At 69.0% G+C, this 17,212-nt stretch carries 13 protein-coding genes; 6 read left to right on the forward strand and 7 right to left on the reverse strand.

Going from position 1 to position 17,212, the window contains the following annotated elements; all coding sequences use genetic code 11:
- Nucleotides 1–199 precede the first annotated feature (199 nt).
- Nucleotides 200–928: an SDR family NAD(P)-dependent oxidoreductase gene (locus tag IGS68_RS16375; RefSeq protein WP_201071229.1), complete on the reverse strand. Its 729-nt coding sequence runs from the start codon at nt 926–928 to the stop codon at nt 200–202.
- A gap of 256 nt (nt 929–1,184) precedes the next feature.
- Between IGS68_RS16375 and IGS68_RS16380 the strand changes: the two genes are divergently transcribed.
- Complete coding sequence (locus IGS68_RS16380) at nt 1,185–3,200, forward strand: PhoX family protein (protein ID WP_201071232.1); 2,016 nt, start codon at nt 1,185–1,187, stop codon at nt 3,198–3,200.
- Between the two features lie 83 nt (nt 3,201–3,283).
- On the opposite strand, the gene IGS68_RS16385 is transcribed toward IGS68_RS16380, so the two are convergent.
- Entirely contained in the window at nt 3,284–3,976 is a 693-nt protein-coding gene (locus tag IGS68_RS16385) for a terminase small subunit (protein ID WP_201071234.1), read from the reverse strand.
- Nucleotides 3,977–4,425: 449 nt separating this feature from the next.
- On the opposite strand from IGS68_RS16385, the gene IGS68_RS16390 reads away from it, so the two are divergent.
- Nucleotides 4,426–4,956, forward strand: a complete 531-nt coding sequence (locus tag IGS68_RS16390; protein ID WP_201081395.1) for a Fur family transcriptional regulator — start codon at nt 4,426–4,428, stop codon at nt 4,954–4,956.
- A complete protein-coding gene (locus tag IGS68_RS16395; protein ID WP_247880917.1) occupies nt 4,953–6,074 on the forward strand; it encodes a CobW family GTP-binding protein in 1,122 nt (373 codons plus the stop codon). The genes IGS68_RS16390 and IGS68_RS16395 overlap by 4 nt, the downstream gene beginning before the upstream one ends.
- A gap of 570 nt (nt 6,075–6,644) precedes the next feature.
- Here the strand turns inward: IGS68_RS16395 and IGS68_RS16400 are convergent.
- Together IGS68_RS16400 and IGS68_RS16405 are read right to left on the reverse strand one after the other, a co-directional pair.
- Complete coding sequence (locus IGS68_RS16400; protein WP_201071236.1) at nt 6,645–7,880, reverse strand: ArsB/NhaD family transporter; 1,236 nt, start codon at nt 7,878–7,880, stop codon at nt 6,645–6,647.
- 76 nt (nt 7,881–7,956) lie between these two features.
- Nucleotides 7,957–8,601, reverse strand: coding sequence for a putative metalloprotease CJM1_0395 family protein (locus IGS68_RS16405; protein ID WP_247880919.1), 645 nt, complete (start codon nt 8,599–8,601; stop codon nt 7,957–7,959).
- A 368-nt stretch (nt 8,602–8,969) separates the two neighbouring features.
- Here IGS68_RS16405 and hrpB point away from each other — a divergent pair, with 368 nt between their 5' ends.
- From hrpB to IGS68_RS16420, 3 genes are all read left to right on the forward strand, one after another.
- Nucleotides 8,970–11,492, forward strand: coding sequence for an ATP-dependent helicase HrpB (gene hrpB, locus IGS68_RS16410; RefSeq protein ID WP_201071238.1), 2,523 nt, complete (start codon nt 8,970–8,972; stop codon nt 11,490–11,492).
- A gap of 32 nt (nt 11,493–11,524) precedes the next feature.
- A complete protein-coding gene (locus IGS68_RS16415; RefSeq protein ID WP_201071241.1) occupies nt 11,525–12,709 on the forward strand; it encodes a BaiN/RdsA family NAD(P)/FAD-dependent oxidoreductase in 1,185 nt (394 codons plus the stop codon).
- 99 nt (nt 12,710–12,808) lie between these two features.
- Complete coding sequence (locus tag IGS68_RS16420) at nt 12,809–13,879, forward strand: methyl-accepting chemotaxis protein (RefSeq protein ID WP_201071243.1); 1,071 nt, start codon at nt 12,809–12,811, stop codon at nt 13,877–13,879.
- Between the two features lie 9 nt (nt 13,880–13,888).
- Here the strand turns inward: IGS68_RS16420 and IGS68_RS16425 are convergent, their stop codons facing one another.
- From IGS68_RS16425 to adh, 3 genes are all read right to left on the reverse strand, one after another.
- The gene (locus IGS68_RS16425; protein WP_201071246.1) at nt 13,889–14,938 is read right to left on the reverse strand and encodes a metal-dependent hydrolase; all 1,050 of its coding nucleotides are present in this window, start codon (nt 14,936–14,938) and stop codon (nt 13,889–13,891) included.
- 123 nt (nt 14,939–15,061) lie between these two features.
- Complete coding sequence (locus IGS68_RS16430; protein ID WP_201071248.1) at nt 15,062–15,445, reverse strand: DUF779 domain-containing protein; 384 nt, start codon at nt 15,443–15,445, stop codon at nt 15,062–15,064.
- Between the two features lie 111 nt (nt 15,446–15,556).
- Nucleotides 15,557–17,077 (reverse strand): aldehyde dehydrogenase, encoded by a 1,521-nt coding sequence (adh, locus tag IGS68_RS16435; RefSeq protein WP_201071251.1) that lies wholly within the window; start codon nt 17,075–17,077, stop codon nt 15,557–15,559.
- Nucleotides 17,078–17,212: the final 135 nt, after the last annotated feature.

Here is a 17,212-nt window from a genome sequence, read left to right on the forward strand (position 1 = left end):
CTTTCGGGGCCTGCCCCGCGCGCTGCCGGGTCGCCCTTTGTGCTGATGCTGGCCCACCCGATGCAGCGGCAAGGCCGCTTCGCGCGATCGGACGGTACGTTTGTTCGATTACGATAGTTGCTCTTTCGCAAGTGCGAAGTCAAGCCCCGCGTGACCGGAGGCTCCCGGGGCACGGTCCGAGCCGCGCCCCATCCTGTCCTCAGCCCTTGGTGCGCAGGCTGCTCCGCCCGCCGTCCACGCCGAATACCTGCCCGGTGATCCAGCCGCTGTCCTTGCCGAGCAGGAAGGCCGCCGTGGCGGCGATGTCGTCCGGCTCGCCGATGCGGCCCAGCGCATGCAGCCCGGCGATGCTCTGGGTCATCTGCTCGTTCGAGGTCAGGCCATGGGCGAGCGGGGTGCGCGTCAGGCTCGGCGCCACCACGTTGACCCTGACGTGGGGCGCCAGTTCCGCCGCCAGGGAGCGGCCCAGCCCCTCGACCGCGCCTTTGGCGGTCGCGATCAGCGTGTGGTTGGCGAAGCCCTGCTGGACGGCGACGGTGGAGAACAGCACCACCGCCCCCTTGGCCGCCTTCAGTCCCTTCTCGGCCGCGCGGACCGCGTCCACCGCGCCCAGCACGTTGAGCTTGTAGGTCTGGATGAAATCGTCATGCTTCGTCGCCTTGAGCGGCCTGATGTCGATCGAGCCGACGCAGTAGGCGATGCCGGCGATACCCTCGCCCTGGTCCGCTTCCGCCACCGCGGCCTCGACCTGGGCGGGATCGAGCACGTCGCATCGGGCGTGGCGGGCCTTCAGCTCGTCCGCCAGCGCGCCGACCTTGTCGGCCGAGCGGCCGGTCAGGAACAGTTCCGCGCCGCCGGCCGCGAGCCGCCGCGCCAGGGCCTCGCCGATGCCGCCGTTGGCGCCGAAGATGATGATGGGTGCTGCCATTGGTACCGAGCCTCAACGCTGTTTGATCGTATCCGTCAACACGTGTGACTGAACTAGCGTGAGGCGCGGCGCAGTCCACCGCCGGGCGCGGTCCCGATGGATGATTTCCCGGTTTTTCAAAGGGATAATTCGGATTTTGATTTAATGATCGGGTCATGGAACGGTCACCGAAGTGTCATGGCGCCGGTCTATGGTCCGCGGCAACACACCCCGGAATACGGGGCGGATCACGGATCGGAGCAGGTGGGAGAGAACCATGGACAGCCGCGACATTTCCCAGTTTTCGTGCAAGGCGGAAGCCTTCGAGGCGTCCGAGGACATCGGCCGCAATCCCTCCGAGGGACCGACCCTCGGTGACATCATCGCCAAGCGCTTCGGCCGCCGCGACATGCTGCGCGGCTCGCTCGCCGTCGCCGCCATCACCGCCACCTTCGGCCCGCTGGCGCTCGCCACGGCCGAGAAGGCCAAGGCCGCCGCCGGCAACGGCAGCAAGGCCAGCTTCAGCTTCGACGAGGTGAGCCGCGGCGTCGACCGCACCCACCATGTCGCCAAGGGCTACAAGGCCGATATCCTGATCCGCTGGGGCGACCCCGTGCTGCCCGGCGCTCCGGCCTTCGACCCGATGAAGCAGACCGCGGCCGCGCAGAAGATGCAGTTCGGCTACAACAACGACTATGTCGGCTATATCGGCCTGCCCTACGGCTCGAACAATCCGGACCACGGCCTGCTCTGCATCAACCACGAATACACGGACGAGGAAGTCATGTTCCCCGGCGTCGGCGTGGAGCAGCAGGAGGCCAAGTTCACGGCCATGACCAAGGAACTGGCCGAGATCGAGATGGCGGCCCACGGCGGCACCGTGATCGAGGTCAGGAAGACCGACGGCAAATGGGCCGTGGTGGCCGACAGCAAATACAACCGCCGGATCACCGCGTCCGACACGGTGATGCGGATCACCGGCCCGGCCGCCGGCCATGACCGCATGAAGACCAAGGCCGACCCGACCGGCACCAGCGTGATCGGCATGATCAACAACTGCGCCGGCGGCATCACGCCCTGGGGCACCTACGTGTCGGCGGAAGAGAACTTCAACGGCAACTTCGGCGGCGAGCTGGCCGACAGCCATCCGGAGGCGGAGAACTACAAGCGGCTCGGCGTGCCGGGCAACTGGTACAACTGGGCCGCCTACCACGACCGCTTCGACGTGTCGAAGGAGCCGAACGAGGCCAACCGGTTCGGCTGGATGGTGGAGATCGATCCGCTCGACCCGACCTCGGTGCCGAAGAAGCGCACGGCGCTGGGCCGTTTCAAGCACGAGGGCGCGGAGAGCGTGGTCAACAAGGACGGCCGGGTCGTCTTCTACATGGGCGACGACGAGCGGTTCGACTATGTCTACAAGTTCGTGACCGAGGGCAAGTTCAACCCGAACGACCGCGCCGCGAACATGGACCTGCTCGACAAGGGCACCCTGTACGTCGCCAAGTACGGCGAGGACGGCAAGGGCGAGTGGCTGCCGCTGGTCCACGGCCAGGGCAAGCTGACCGCGGAGAACGGCTTCAACAGCCAGGCCGACGTGGTCATCCAGGCGCGCAAGGCCGGCGACGTCCTCGGCGCCACCAAGATGGACCGGCCGGAGGACGTCGAGCCCAACAAGGTGACCGGCAAGGTCTACGTGATGCTGACCAACAACACCCGGCGCAAGGCGGACCAGGTCAATTCCGCCAATCCCCGCGCCGAGAACGCCTTCGGCCACATCGTGGAGATGACCCCGACCGACGGCGACCACGCCTCGACCACCTTCGCCTGGGACATCCTGGTGAAGTGCGGCGACCCCAGCGTGGCGGCGGTCGGCGCCACCTTCAACCCCGCGACCTCCCCCGACGGCTGGTTCGGCATGCCGGACAACTGCGCGGTGGACAACCAGGGCCGGCTGTGGGTCGCCACCGACGGCAACAGCTACAAGGGCACCAAGACGACCGACGGCGTCTGGGCGATGGAGACCGAGGGCGACTTGCGCGGCACCAGCAAGCTGTTCTTCCGCGTGCCGGTCGGCGCCGAGATGTGCGGCCCGGTGTTCACGCCGGACGACAAGACCCTGTTCCTGGCGGTGCAGCACCCGGCGACCGACAACACCAAGGACTGGCCGGAATTCGGCAAGGCGTCCAGCTTCGAGGATCCGGCGACCCGCTGGCCCGACTTCAAGGACGGCATGCCGCCCCGCCCGTCGGTGGTGGTCGTCACCAAGGAGGACGGCGGCGTCATCGGCGTCTGAACGGTTCTCATGAGCAATGCGGAAACGGGCGGCTTCGGCCGCCCGTTTTCGTCCGCGTCCCCCGGCCCCGGCCGTCCGCGGTCTCACCGTCCGGCGGCGGCCGGCACCCGGAAGGGCGGCACCGGCGCGGACAGGGAGGTGGAGCCGAACAGGGCGGCGGTCGCCGGGGAGGTCACTATCGGCGGGGCCGAAAGGTCACTATTCCGCGCAGGGACCGGCTTGGCGGGAGCGGGCTTGACGGGAGAGGTCACTGTCCGGAGGGCCGAAAGGTCACTATTCCGCGTCGCGGGGTGCCGGGCCGCAGGCTTCGCCGGAGCGGTCGGGGCGGGTTCGTCGTCCGGGTCGCAGTTCAGGTTTTCCAGGTCGGCGTCGGGGTGGGGCTTGTCGCCGAGGAAGTGGTGCGGGATGCGCTTGTCCTGGACCACGCCGCGCAGCTTCAGCCACAGCTCGACCGCGCGCAGGCTCAGCCCGAGGCTCTTGCGCTCCAGGGCCTCCTCCATGATCGTCCGGACCAGGGCGGCCGCCTCCTCCAGGTCCGCTTGGTGGCTGGCAAGCCGGCCGGCGCGGAGCTGGGCCACGCGGACCTGGATCTCCGGCTGGCTCATCAGGACGGCCCCGCGCTGCTTCGCGCCCTTGGGCGAGTAGCCCGCCCGCCGCGCCGCCTCCGCCCTGCCGACGCCGCCGGCCACGGCTTGGCAGAAGGCTTCCTGGCGGGGCGTCAGCACGATCACGGGCGGGGCGGAGGCGGCTCGTGTCGGGGGCTGATGGTCGAGCATGGCTGGGGCGCCTTGGCCGGATGGGAACAATACATGAACATTAGTGCGAATTCGCGTTAGATGCAAGATGTGGAGGGTGCGCGTCCCGCGCACCGCGGGCGGCGGGACGCCGCCCCTCCGCGTGGCTCCGCTGAGGTGGCGGGCGAAAACCAGTACATGCGGAGCCCGGTGCCGCAATCGCTGCTCCCGGCGGCGGTGCCTGGAGGTTCGTCGGGATCGTCATAATCAGTGAAGGGTGCGAGGCGCTGCAAGCCGGCCTTCGGCCGAGGCCGACCTACACGAGACCACCACGGATAGATGATCACCGGGGGATCGCCATCGGCGGAGAGCCGCAGTCGGGTTTGCGCCAGGGACATGCGGCATGGCGGCCCGTCTCGGCCGGCCCATTAACTTCCGGCCCCGGATCGTTATATGATAACATGCCGACCGACGATCTTCCGGGAGCCGCCATGGCGATCACCACACCTCCGGCCCGGCCCTCGGCCCTGCCTTTGGCCGCGCACGACCACAAGCACTGCGTATCCGGCGCCCTGGCGCGCGCGGAGGCGCTGTGCGCGTCGCGCGGGGCCAGGCTCACCCCCATCCGGCGCCAGGTCCTGGAACTGGTCTGGAGCGGCCACCGTCCCCGGGGCGCCTACGCGATCCTGGAGGACATGCAGGTGGACGGCCGCCGGGTGGCGCCGCTGACCGTCTACCGCGCGCTCGATTTCCTGGTCGAGCACGGGCTGGTCCACCGGCTGGAGAGCCTGAACGCCTATATCGGCTGTCCCGACCCGGACCATGCGCATGCCGGCCAGTTCCTGGTCTGCAGGGACTGCGGCAACGCGATCGAACTGAACGACCAGGGCGTCAGCGCCGCCATCGCCGAAAGCGCCCGGTCCCGAGGTTTCCAGATCGACCGGCCGACGGTCGAGGTGCGCGGGCTCTGCCCCGCCTGCCAGAATTCACTGACGTCATCCCCTCAGAAAGCCGAAACGTGACCACTGTCCTCGCCGCCAACCCGACCCGCCTGCCCGTCTCCGTCCTCACCGGCTTCCTGGGCAGCGGCAAGACGACGCTGCTCTCCCGCCTGGTCCGCCATCCCGGCATGGCGAACACGGCGGTGATCATCAACGAATTCGGCGAGATCGGGCTGGACCATCTGCTGGTCGCCGAAAGCTCGGAGAACACGGTGCTGCTGAACAGCGGCTGCCTATGCTGCACCGTGCGCGGCGACCTGATCGACACCATGCGCGACCTGTTCCTGAAGCGGGTGCGCGGCGAGATCCCCGAATTCGACCGCGTCGTGATCGAGACCACCGGCCTCGCCGATCCCGCGCCGGTGCTCCACACCCTGATGAATGACCCGCTGATCGCGGCGCGCTTCCGCCTGGACGGCGTGATCACCACGGTGGATGCCGTCAACGGCGCCGACCAGTTGGACCGCCACCAGGAGAGCGTCAAGCAGGCGGCCGTCGCCGACCGCATCGTGCTGACCAAGACCGACATCGCCGCCCCCGAGGCGCTGGCCGGCCTGGAACGGCGGCTGGCCGGGCTGAACCCGGCGGCTCCCCTGATGCGCGCCGTCCAGGGCGAGATCGACCCGGCCGGGCTGTTCGACGCCGGACTCTACAACCCGACGACCAAGAGCCCGGACGTGGAGCGCTGGCTGCGGGCCGAGGCCTATGGCGACGACCACGGGCATGGGGATCATGGGCACGGGGATCATGGGCATGGGGATCATGGGCACGGGGATCACGATCATCACGGCCACGGGCACGATCATCACGGCCACGACCGGAACCGGCATGACGACCATATCAGCGCCTTCTGCATGACGGTCGAGGAGCCGCTGGCCTGGGAAGGGTTCGCCACCTGGATCGAGACACTGATCACGCTGCGCGGTCCCGACCTGCTGCGCATCAAAGGCATCCTGAACGTGCGGGAGTCCGACACGCCCGTCGTCGTCCACGGTGTTCAGCACGTGTTCCATCCGCCCGTACGCCTGGAGGCTTGGCCATCCGACGACCACCGCTCGCGAATCGTCTTCATCACCCGCGATGTCAGCCGCGAGACGATAGAAGCCATGTTCGAGGCCTATCGCGACGCATCGGAGTGACGGCATGGGTGCCGCCCCCGGAAAGGCGCGCACAAAGAGAAAACGGCGGGCCATGAGCCCGCCGTCAGATCGTTCTAACCCTCGTATTTTTCTTGGCACCTGGCCTGTTCCAGCGCCTTGCGCCACGGAACCTTCTCATGACGGGGGCGGCGCCCCCGGTGTGGCCAAGTTGGTATCCAAAGCCGGCTCGACGCCAACCTCAGCCGCTCGCTCAAACGGGAGCGGAACCGGTGCAGTGCTTTCCTCAACCTAGCCGTCCCGCCCTTGAACCGGGCAGGATCGTTCTTTGTTTCGGCAACGCCCTCCCTCAGCGTGCCTTTGTCGTGCAGGTTCGTTTATTGCTTTTCTTGTTCCCGCATCATTGGAGTGACCATAGCGCAATTCCCTCAACGTCGAAAGGGTTTTGTTGAAAAATTCGCTGTCGTGTCAGCATTAAGTCGTCCGGGTAGATGGCAATTTAAGTAATCGGTGAAAATCCGCCCGGCCACCTCAACACTTCTGGACCGATCGGTTCATCTTCATCTCGCAGGTGCACAATATAAGTTTCCGGAGTTTTACGGAACATTCCGTTCACTTCAACGGCATCAGTCCTGTTGCCCACAACCACACACACGCAAAGCCGAGTGAAAATGCGGTCATAGGTATGCCGCACCGGGCATGCTCCAGAAAACCCAGCCGCACCCCCGCGGCGCGCGCCCGCTCGACCACGATGATGTTGGCGAGGCTGCCCAGGATCAGCAGGTTCCCCGCCAGGGTGGACAGCAGGGCCAGGCCGTACATGGCACCTTCCGGCGGCTGGGGCCAGACCGCCAGCAGCAGGACCACCGCGGGCACGTTGCCGATGGTGTTGCTGGCGACGACGGACAGGGGGGCGAGCACGGCCAGGCGGTCCGGCAGCAGCCCGGCCGACGTCAGCGCGGCCACGGCCTCGGCCGGCAGGCCGGTGCGCTCCAGGGCGGAGTTGATCGCGAACAGGCAGGCGAACAGGACCAGCAGCGGCCAGTCCACCATGCCGACCATGCGCCGGCTCTCCAGGCTGCGGCTGATCAGCAGCATTCCGGCGATCAGCAGGACGCCGACCTCGTGCGGGATCGGCGTCGCGAACATGACCATCAGCGCGGCGGTCGCGGCGAGCGCCTTGCCCAACTGCCAGCGGTCGAGGTCCGGTTCCGGCAGGTCGGCGAAGGCGGCTTTGCCCGGATCGGTCAGGCGCCCGCGCCAGACCAGGGACACGGTAACGAACACGCAGGCCAGCGCGACCAGCGCCGGCACGCCGCAGGCCGCCAGGAACCGCCAGAAGTCCAGCCCGCCGACCTGCCCAATCACGATGTTCTGCGGGTTGCCGATCAGGGTGGCGGCCGAGCCCGCGTTGGCGGCGCCGGCCAGGGCGATCAGGTAGGGGCGCGGATCGAGGCCCCGCCCCCTCAGCCCCGCGCACAGCATCGGGGTCATGGCGAACACCACCACGTCGTTCGCCAGCACGGCCGACAGCCCGCCGCCGACCGCCACGGTGACCGCCAGGAGGGCCTGGGGCGACCGGCCGGCCCGCGCGATGCGAAGCGCGCACCAGTCGTAGAAGCCGGCGGACGCGAATTGCGCCGACAGGATCATCAGTCCGAACAGGATGAACAGCGTCGGGAAATCGACCGCCCCCGCGACCTGGCCGCTGTCCAGCGCCCCGCCCGCGAGCATCAGGATGGCGGCCACCAGAGCGATGCCGGTGCGGTCGATCCGCAGGCCGGGGAACCGCCCCAACGCCATGCCCGCGTAAGTGACGGTGAAAACGGCAAGAACGAACAGGGTCACGTGCGGGAGGTCCGGGTCGGTGTGAGGCGGGTAGCGGAACTCCCTTAACACCCGAAGGGGTGCCAAGTCACAGGCGTCATGCGCTGATCCCGACTAGGCCGCCGGCCGCCCATCCCAGGGCGGATGCGTCGCGATACGCGCGGGCGGCGGAGGCCACGAGGCCGCCGTTCCACTCCGGGAAATCATCCTGCTGTCCGGCCTGCTGTCCGTCCTGCCGCTCGTTCCGCTCGCGTCCCGGTTCCGCCGGTCCCGCCTGAACCCGGCCATCGCCGGAGGATCGCGCCTCCCCGTCGGGGGATCGGCCCTCCTCCGCCTCGCCGCCGCCCCGCAGCTTTTCCAAACTCTGGGCGTTCAGTTCGCGCTGGGCCTCCATGCGCGCCTTGTCGGCCGCCGCCGCCACCTTGTAATCCTGGGGCGAGGGTTCGGCCGGCGCGGTCGCGGCGCTCCTGACCCGCTCCATCTTGGCGATGGTGGCCGCGGGGTCACGTTCCGGGCTGATGTCGATCGACACTTCTCCGCCGATCGCGTAGCGCCTGCCGTCCGGGCCGGTCTGATAGGTGTAGGAAGGAGAACCGGCATACTGGCCGCCGGCAGCCTGATGGGCGCGCTCGTGGTTGCGCACCTCGGTATCGCGCTTCTTCAGCTCCTTGACCTGGTCCCGCTCGGCCTCGGTCAGGCCGGAGGCGTCGCGCTTCTCGCCGTCCTTCGATTGACCGTTCACGCCGGATGACGACGACGGAGAGACGCTTGAGGAGGTACCGCTCTTCAGGACGTGGGCGCAGGCATCCGCGCAGCCGCACGGCATCGACCGGATCGGCCTCAGCCAAACCGTCGAAGCGGACGACGCCCGCGGAGAGGATGCGGCGCTCGTGATCATGGACCCTCGTCGGGGAAGTCCAGGGTTGAAGGATCACAGGAGGGCAGCATGCGCCGGCGGCGCTAATTTTCCGTAAAGCCGGACCCCTGCAACCCTGCGGCGGACGATCCCACTTCATACCGGAGGCACCGGCCGACCGATGGCCGAGCACCGCGGCCAAACCCGTGCTATAGAGCCCGCCACCCTTTCCGAAACCCGACGAACACAGCGCCTTGTCCAATCCCGAAACAGTTTTCCCGGCGCTGCCGATCGACCCCGTCCTGCCGGAGATCCGCAGGGTCCTGGCGGACTCCCGCCATGCCGTGCTCCAGGCACCGCCGGGCGCGGGCAAGACCACGCGCGTTCCGCTGGCGCTGCTCGACGAGGATTGGCTGGCGGGAGGCAGGCTGGTCATGCTGGAGCCGCGGCGCCTTGCCGCCCGTGCGGCGGCCCGCCGCATGGCCGGGATGCTCGGCGAGGCGGTCGGCGAAACCGTCGGCTACCGGGTGCGGATGGACAGCAAGGTCGGCCCGCGGACCCGGATCGAGGTGGTGACCGAGGGCGTGCTGATCCGGCAACTCCAGCAGGACCCCGCGCTGGAAGGCGTCGGCGCCGTCCTGTTCGACGAATTCCACGAGCGCAGCCTGGACGCCGACCTGGGCCTGGCGCTGTGCCTCCAGACCCGGTCCGTGCTGCGCGACGACCTGCGGCTGCTGGTCATGTCGGCGACGCTGGACGGCGCCGCGGTCGCCGGCCTGCTGGGGGGCGCCCCCGTCGTCACCAGCGAGGGCCGCGCCTTCCCCGTCGAAACCCGCCATGTCGACCCGTCCAGGGCGCGCCGGATCGAGGACGCCGTCGCGGCGGCGGTGCTCCGCGCGCTGGACGAGGAGCCGGGCAACATCCTGGTCTTCCTGCCCGGCGTCGCCGAGATCCGGCGGGTCGAGCGGCAGCTTCGCGACGCCCTGCCGGGGCCGGGCATCCTGATCGCCCCGCTGTACGGCGACCTGCCCCAGGAGCAGCAGGACCAGGCGATCGGGCCGACGCCGCCGGGCCGGCGCAAGGTCGTGCTGGCGACCTCCATCGCCGAGACCAGCCTGACCATCGAGGGAATCCGCGTGGTCGTGGACAGCGGCCTGATGCGGGTCTCCCGCTTCGATCCGGGCAGCGGCATGACCCGGCTGGACACGGTCAAGGTCAGCCAGGCCTCGGCCGACCAGCGCCGGGGCCGTGCCGGGCGCCTGGAGCCCGGAGTCTGCTACCGGCTGTGGCCGGAGGGGCAGCACCGCGCGCTGCAACCCCACACCGCGCCCGAGATGCTGGCCGCCGACCTGGCGCCGCTGGCGCTGGAACTGGCCCAGTGGGGCGTGGTCGATCCCGCCGAACTGCGGTGGCTGGACCCGCCGCCGGCGCCGGCGCTCGCCCAGGCCCGCGACCTGCTGCGCCGCCTCGGCGCGCTCGACGCCGGGGACAGGATCACGCCGCACGGCCGGCGGATGGCGTCGCTCGGCATGCATCCCCGGCTCGCCCACATGGTGCTGGCCGGCGACCGGCTGGGCTGCGGCGCGCTGGCCTGCGAGATCGCGGCCCTGCTGGGGGAGCGCGACATCCTGGCCGGACCGTCGGCCGGGGGAACCGGCGAGCCGCGCGACGGCGACCTGCGCCGCCGGGTCGAGCTGCTGCGCTCTTCCGACCGGAGCGGCTGGACGGTGAAGCAGGTGGCGCGGCAGGCCCGCCAGTGGCAGCGCCAGCTGGGCATCGGGCCGGGCGGCGGCGACGTGGCCGACACCGGCCGGGTGCTGGCGCTGGCCTATCCCGACCGGATCGGCCAGCGGCGGCCGGGGAGCGACGGCCAGTACCGGCTGAGCAACGGGCGCGGCGCCTATTTCCTGAAGCAGGAGCCCCTGGCCGCCGAGGAATTCCTGGCGGTCGCCGACCTGGACGGCGCCAAGCGGGAGGCCCGCATCTTCCTGGCCGCCCCCATGACCCTGGCCGAGCTGGAAGAGGACTTCGCCGACACCATCGAGACGGTGGAGTTCGTCGCCTGGGACGGCAGGGAGGAGGCGGTGCTCGCCCGGCGCCAGCGCCGGCTGGGCGAGCTGGTCCTGAAGGACGAGCCCCTGCCCGACCCGGGAGGCGCCCGGACCGCCGCCGCCCTGTGCCAGGGCATCCGGGAGCTTGGACTCGCCGTCCTGCCCTGGACCCGAGAGCTGGAGAATTTCCGCGCGCGGGTCGAGTTCCTGCGGCGGGTCGAGGGGCCGGACGGCGACTGGCCGGACCTGTCCGACGCGGCGCTGATCGACACGCTGGAGGACTGGCTGGCGCCGTTCCTGACCGGCCTGACCCGCCGCGCCCACCTGAAGCGGCTGGACCTGTCGGCGGCGCTGCGATCGCTGCTGTCCTGGCACCGGCAGCGCGAGCTGGACGAGGCGGCGCCGACCCATGTCACGGTGCCCAGCGGCTCCCATATACCGCTGGACTATACCAGAGGCGACGTGCCGGTGCTGGCGGTGCGGCTCCAGGAGATGTTCGGCCTGGCGGAGACCCCGGCGCTGGCCCGCGGCCGGGTGCCCCTGGTCCTGCACCTGCTGTCGCCGGCCCGCCGGCCGATGCAGGTGACCAGCGATCTCGCCAGCTTCTGGGCCAACACCTACCGCCACGTGAAGGCCGACCTGAAGGGCCAGTATCCCAAGCATTACTGGCCCGACGATCCCCTCCAGGCCGAACCGACCAGCCGCGCCAAGCGGCGCGGAACCTGAACGGAGAGTTCCCGATTTCCCATGAGCCGAGCATGAGCCAAGCCACCCGTTTCGACGCCATCGTGATCGGCGCCGGCGCCGCAGGGCTGATGTGCGCCATGTCCGCCGGGCGCCGGGGCCGGAGCGTGCTGCTGATCGACCACGCCGAGAAGGCCGGCAAGAAGATCCTGATCTCCGGCGGCGGGCGGTGCAACTTCACCAACCTGCACACGGCGCCGGACCGGTTCGTCTCGGCCAACCGGCATTTCGCGATCTCGGCGCTGAAGCGCTATACCCAGCACGATTTCATCGCCCTGGTCCGGCGGCACGGCATCGCCTACCACGAGAAGAAGCTGGGCCAGCTGTTCTGCGACGACAGCGCGCGGGACATCGTCGGCATGCTGCTGCGCGAATGCGACGAGGCGGGCGTCCGGCTGGCGCTGGAGACACCGGTCACGCGGATCGCCCGGGACGGCCTGTTCCGGGTCGAGACCTCGCGCGGGCCGTTCGAATCGGAGAGCCTGGTGATCGCGACCGGCGGGCTGTCGATCCCCAAGATGGGGGCCACCGGGTTCGGCTACCGGATCGCCGAGCAGTTCGGGCTGAAGGTTCTGCCGACCCGCGCCGGCCTGGTCCCCTTCACCTTCGCCGAGGCCGACCCGCGCAACTTCAAGGACCTTGCCGGCGTGTCGTGCGAGGCGTCGGTGCGCTGCGGGGGCACCGCCTTCGACGAGGCGATCCTGTTCACCCATCGCGGCATCAGCGGGCCGGCCATCCTCCAGATCTCGTCCTACTGGCGCGACGGCGACACGGTCGAGATCGACATGCTGCCGGGCCTGGACGCGGCGGAGCACCTGAAGCGGCTCGCCGCCGAGCGGCCCAAGGCGGAGGTGAAGACGGTGCTGTCGGAGGTGCTGCCCCGCCGCCTCGCCCACCGGGTGACGCCCGCCGGGCTGGACGGCCGGCCGGCGGGACAGGTGCGGGAGCGCGAGTGGTCCGGCCTCGCCGAGGACCTGAGGCACTGGCGGATCACGCCGGCCGGAACCGAGGGCTACCGGACCGCCGAGGTGACGCTGGGCGGGGTCGATACCTCGGAGCTTTCGTCCAAGACCCTGGAAGCGCGGAGGGTGCCGGGCCTCTTCTTCATAGGCGAGGTGGTGGACGTGACCGGCTGGCTCGGCGGCTACAATTTCCAGTGGGCGTGGTCGTCCGGCTACTGCGCCGGGCAATTCGCTTGACGGGATGTACGGTTACCCTTCGTTCACCACCAACCGCTAGGCTGCGCGGGATTTGGGCCGAATGCCTTGGAATTCATCGCGGAGGGGTGGCTGGCCAGCATGGAAAACGCGTCCTCTCCGGCCCTTGCGCCCGCGACCGGCCTGCTCGCCGACTGGAGGGCCTTCTGCGCCTTCCAGTCCCGATGCCTTGATGCGCTGGGGCTGGAGGTGCAGGAGACCAGCCGGATCGTCGAACAGAGCACGCTGGACATCAGCAGCGGTTTCCGCGACCTCGCCGCCTCGGCGGACGAGCAGGGCAAGCGGGTGCAGGAGATCATCGCGAACGCCAACATCGTCGAGCTGGAGGGCGAGCGCGTCCCGATCGAGCAGGTCATGATGCTGATGCAGCAGATCCTGGTCGAGATGGTGAACAACATCGTCTCGCTGTCCATGCAGGCGATGCGCATGGTGTATCTGCTGGACGACGTGGTCCAGGATGTGGATGTGGTCGGCAGGTTCATCGGCGAGATCGAGGAGATCAACCAGCAGACCAGCTTCCTGGCGCTGAACGCCAGCATCGAGGCGGCGCGCGCCGGAGCCGCCGGCAAGACCTTCCACGTGGTGGCGGGAGAAGTGCGCGAGCTGTCCGCCGGGACCGCCGCCCTGGCCGAGCGGATGCGCCAGACCGTCGGCGCCGTCTCGCGCGGGGTCGCGCGCGGCTACGACATCCTGCGGACCATCGCCGAGACCGACCTGTCGCCCCAGCTGCTCGCCAAGGAGCGCATCGACCTCGCCATGTCCGGCCTGATCGTCCAGGCGGACCATTTCACCTCGGTCCTGGGCGATGCCGTCACGGCCTCCGCCGACATGAGCCGGAACATCGGCCAGATCGTGGTGAAGCTCCAGTTCCAGGACCTGGCGAAGCAGCGGCTGGACCACGTGATCGACGGGATGGTGGCCATCAAGGCCGGCCTGGCGGAGCTCGATTCGCTGACCCGAGCAGCGCACCCGGCCCTGCTGGAGATCCCCGACCGGGGCGGCTGGCTGGCGACCCTGCTGCCGTCCGCGGTTCCGGGATCGGCGCGGGAGCAGGATCTGCGCCGGCTGCTTCTGGGAGGTAGCGGCCTGGACGGGTTCGGCGCCCTGGATTCCGGGATTCCGGCGGACGACCAGGGCGTCGAGCTGTTCTGAACGAAACGCCTATCCCCAGATCACCCGCCAGTAATCCCGCAGCAGGCTCCCGGACGCGCTCCGCTCCCGCTGGAACCTGACGGGCGGTCCGAGCAGATGCCCGTCGCGGTCCACCCGCGCGCGGATGCCCCAGAATCCGACGGCGTCGCCGCCCCACATGCCGTAGCGGTAATCGAGCGCCTCGACCACCGCGCCGTCGGGGGTTTCCGAGACCTGCCAGAAAACCTTGTCCATGGCGAACCAGGTGAAGATCGCCGCCTCCGGCGTGGCCGCGACCCGATCGATCAGCGGATCGGCCCGGAGCGGATAGGTCTGCCACTCGATCGGCCGGTCGCCGAAGACCGAACGGTATCCCACCATGATCGACTCCGGGGTCTCGGCGACGACCCGGCGGAACCAGGGCTGGAACATCTGCGGGTAGGCCAGCACCTCGCCGACCGGCTGGCCCGCCTGGCGCAGCTCTTCCCGGGCGGTGGACCGGACGGAGTCGTTGATCGCCCAACCCATCAGCGAATAGCCGTAGATGAACAGCAGGGCGGCGGCCGCCGATCCGACCGCGGCGCCCGGCCGGCGCTTCGCCACGGTGCCGACGACGAGAGCGGCGATCAGGGCCAGGCTGTAGACCGGGTCGATGATCGGCAGCGCGTCGATCGCGAAGCGGTGGCGGGAGATGGGCGCCAGAAGCTGGGTGCCGTAGCTGGTGAAAAGGTCGATGATCGGGTGGGTGAACAGGACCAGGACCGCGAGCCAGATCCAGGCCCTCAGCATCTCCGGCGCGTCGGGACGGTCGGGCTCGCCGCGCCGCGACGCGCGCCACCGGTGGAAGCGCCAGATCGCCCACCCGAAGAACGGCCCGACCACCGGACCGAAGAAGATGGAGTGGGTGATGCCCCGGTGGTGGACCCAGTTCGCGTAGGGGCCGAAATAGCCGGCGACCACGTCCAGGTCGGGAACGGCGCCCAGCAAGGCCCCCGCCACCATGGCCTGCCGGCCGAGGGTCCGTCGAAATCCGGCCTGCGCGACCACGGCGCCGAGCAGGCTCTGCGTAATGCTGTCCATGTCCTTCCCGAGGGCCTTTCCTGAAGCTCCTGCCGGCCCTTGGCGGGCGGCACGAGAAAGATAGATGCACCGGCGGGACGCCGAGGCAATCGCCTTACCCCCGGGGACGGGACGGATCAAGCGTCAGGCGTTTCCGCGCGGCGGCGGCCCGGCCGCCTCCAGCTCCGCGGTCTCCTCGTCGGTGAAGACCCGGCTGCGGGTCAGGAAGCGCACGCCCTCCGGAGCCTCCAGGGAGAAGCCGGCGCCCCTGCCCGGCACCACGTCGATGATCAGCTGGGTGTGCGACCAGTATTCGAACTGCGCGGCGCCGATGAAGAACTGGCAGCCCACGATCTCGCCCAGGCGCACGTCCTGCGCGCCGGTGCGAAACTCGCCGGCCGCGAAGCACATGGGCGCGCTGCCGTCGCAGCAGCCGCCGGACTGGTGGAATGCCAGGTCGCCGTGGATCGCCTTAAGCTTCTCGATCACGGCGGCGGCGGCCGGCGTGACGGTGACGCGTTCTACCATGTCGTTCCTCTCCCCTGTCTTCCCGATATGCCACGACGAAAAGCCCCTCTCCTCCGTGTGGAGGAGAGGGGATCCAGTTCAGCGAGGACAATTCCCGGAGATGTCACGCGATCAGAAGAAGCCCAGCGCCTTGGGGCTGTAGCTGACCAGCAGGTTCTTGGTCTGCTGGTAGTGGTCGAGCATCATCTTGTGGGTCTCGCGACCGATGCCCGACTGCTTGTAGCCGCCGAACGCCGCGTGGGCGGGGTACATGTGGTAGCAGTTGGTCCAGACGCGGCCGGCCTGGATGCCGCGGCCCATGCGGTAGGCGCGGTTGCCGTCGCGGCTCCACACGCCGGCGCCCAGCCCGTACAGGCTGTCGTTGGCGATGGCGAGGGCTTCTTCCTCGGTCTTGAAGGAGGTCACGGACACGACCGGCCCGAAGATCTCCTCCTGGAAGACGCGCATCTTGTTGTTGCCTTCCAGCACGGTCGGCTGGACGTAGTAGCCCTCGGCCAGCTCGCCCTCGAGGACGGCGCGGCTGCCGCCGGTCAGGACCTTGGCGCCCTCGGCCTTGCCGATCTCGATGTAGGACAGGATCTTGTGGAGCTGGTCGTTGGACGCCTGGGCGCCGATCATGGTCGAGCTGTCGAGCGGGTTGCCCTGCTTGACTTGGCCGACGCGGGCGATGGCCTTCTCCATGAAGCGGTCGTAGATGCTCTCCTGGACCAGGACGCGGCTCGGGCAGGTGCAGACCTCGCCCTGGTTCAAGGAGAACATCGCGAAGCCTTCGAGCGCCTTGTCGAAGAAGTCGTCGTCCTCGGCCATGACGTCGGAGAAGAAGATGTTCGGCGACTTGCCGCCCAGCTCCAGCGTGACCGGGATGATGTTCTCGGACGCGTACTGCATGATCAGGCGGCCGGTCGTCGTCTCGCCGGTGAAGGCGATCTTCGAGATCCGCTTGTTCTGGGCCAGCGGCTTGCCGGCCTCGACGCCGAAGCCGTTGACCACGTTCAGCACGCCCTCGGGCAGCAGGTCGGCGATCAGCTCCATCAGGACCATGATGGCCATCGGGGTCTGCTCGGCCGGCTTCAGCACGATGCAGTTGCCGGCGGCGAGCGCGGGAGCCAGCTTCCACACGGCCATCAGCAGCGGGAAGTTCCAGGGGATGATCTGGCCGACGACGCCCAGCGGCTCGTGGAAGTGATAGGCGACCGTGGTGCTGTCCAACTCGCAGGCCGAGCCTTCCTGGGCGCGGATGCAGGCGGCGAAATAGCGGAAATGGTCGACCGCCAGCGGCAGGTCGGCATGGGTCGTCTCGCGGATCGGCTTGCCGTTGTCGATGGTCTCGACCAGGGCCAGCAGGTCCAGGTTCTCTTCCATGCGGTCGGCGATGCGGTTGAGGATCTTCGCGCGCTCGGCCGGGGAAGTCAGGCCCCACTTGTCCTTGGCCTTGTGGGCGGCATCCAGCGCCAGCTCGATGTCCTCGGCGGTGGAGCGGGCGATCTCGCCGACCGGCTTGCCGGTGATCGGGGTGATGTTGCTGAAGTACTGGCCCTTCACCGGAGCGACCCACTGGCCGCCGATGAAGTTATCATACTTTGGTCGAATGGCGATCTTCTGGCTGAACTTGTCGAGAGCTTGGTGAATCATCGTTTCCCCCTTATGACCACGGCTGGTTATCCTGGACGTGACACCATGAATGCCTGAGGACCGGGGGACCTGTATATGATACCTTAGACGCACTGCGGCAGATTGTCCCGAGGGCGGGAGCGGGGTTTGTCGTCG

It is taken from the genome of Skermanella sp. TT6 (assembly GCF_016653635.2).
GTDB classification, from domain to species: Bacteria; Pseudomonadota; Alphaproteobacteria; order Azospirillales; family Azospirillaceae; genus Skermanella; species Skermanella cutis.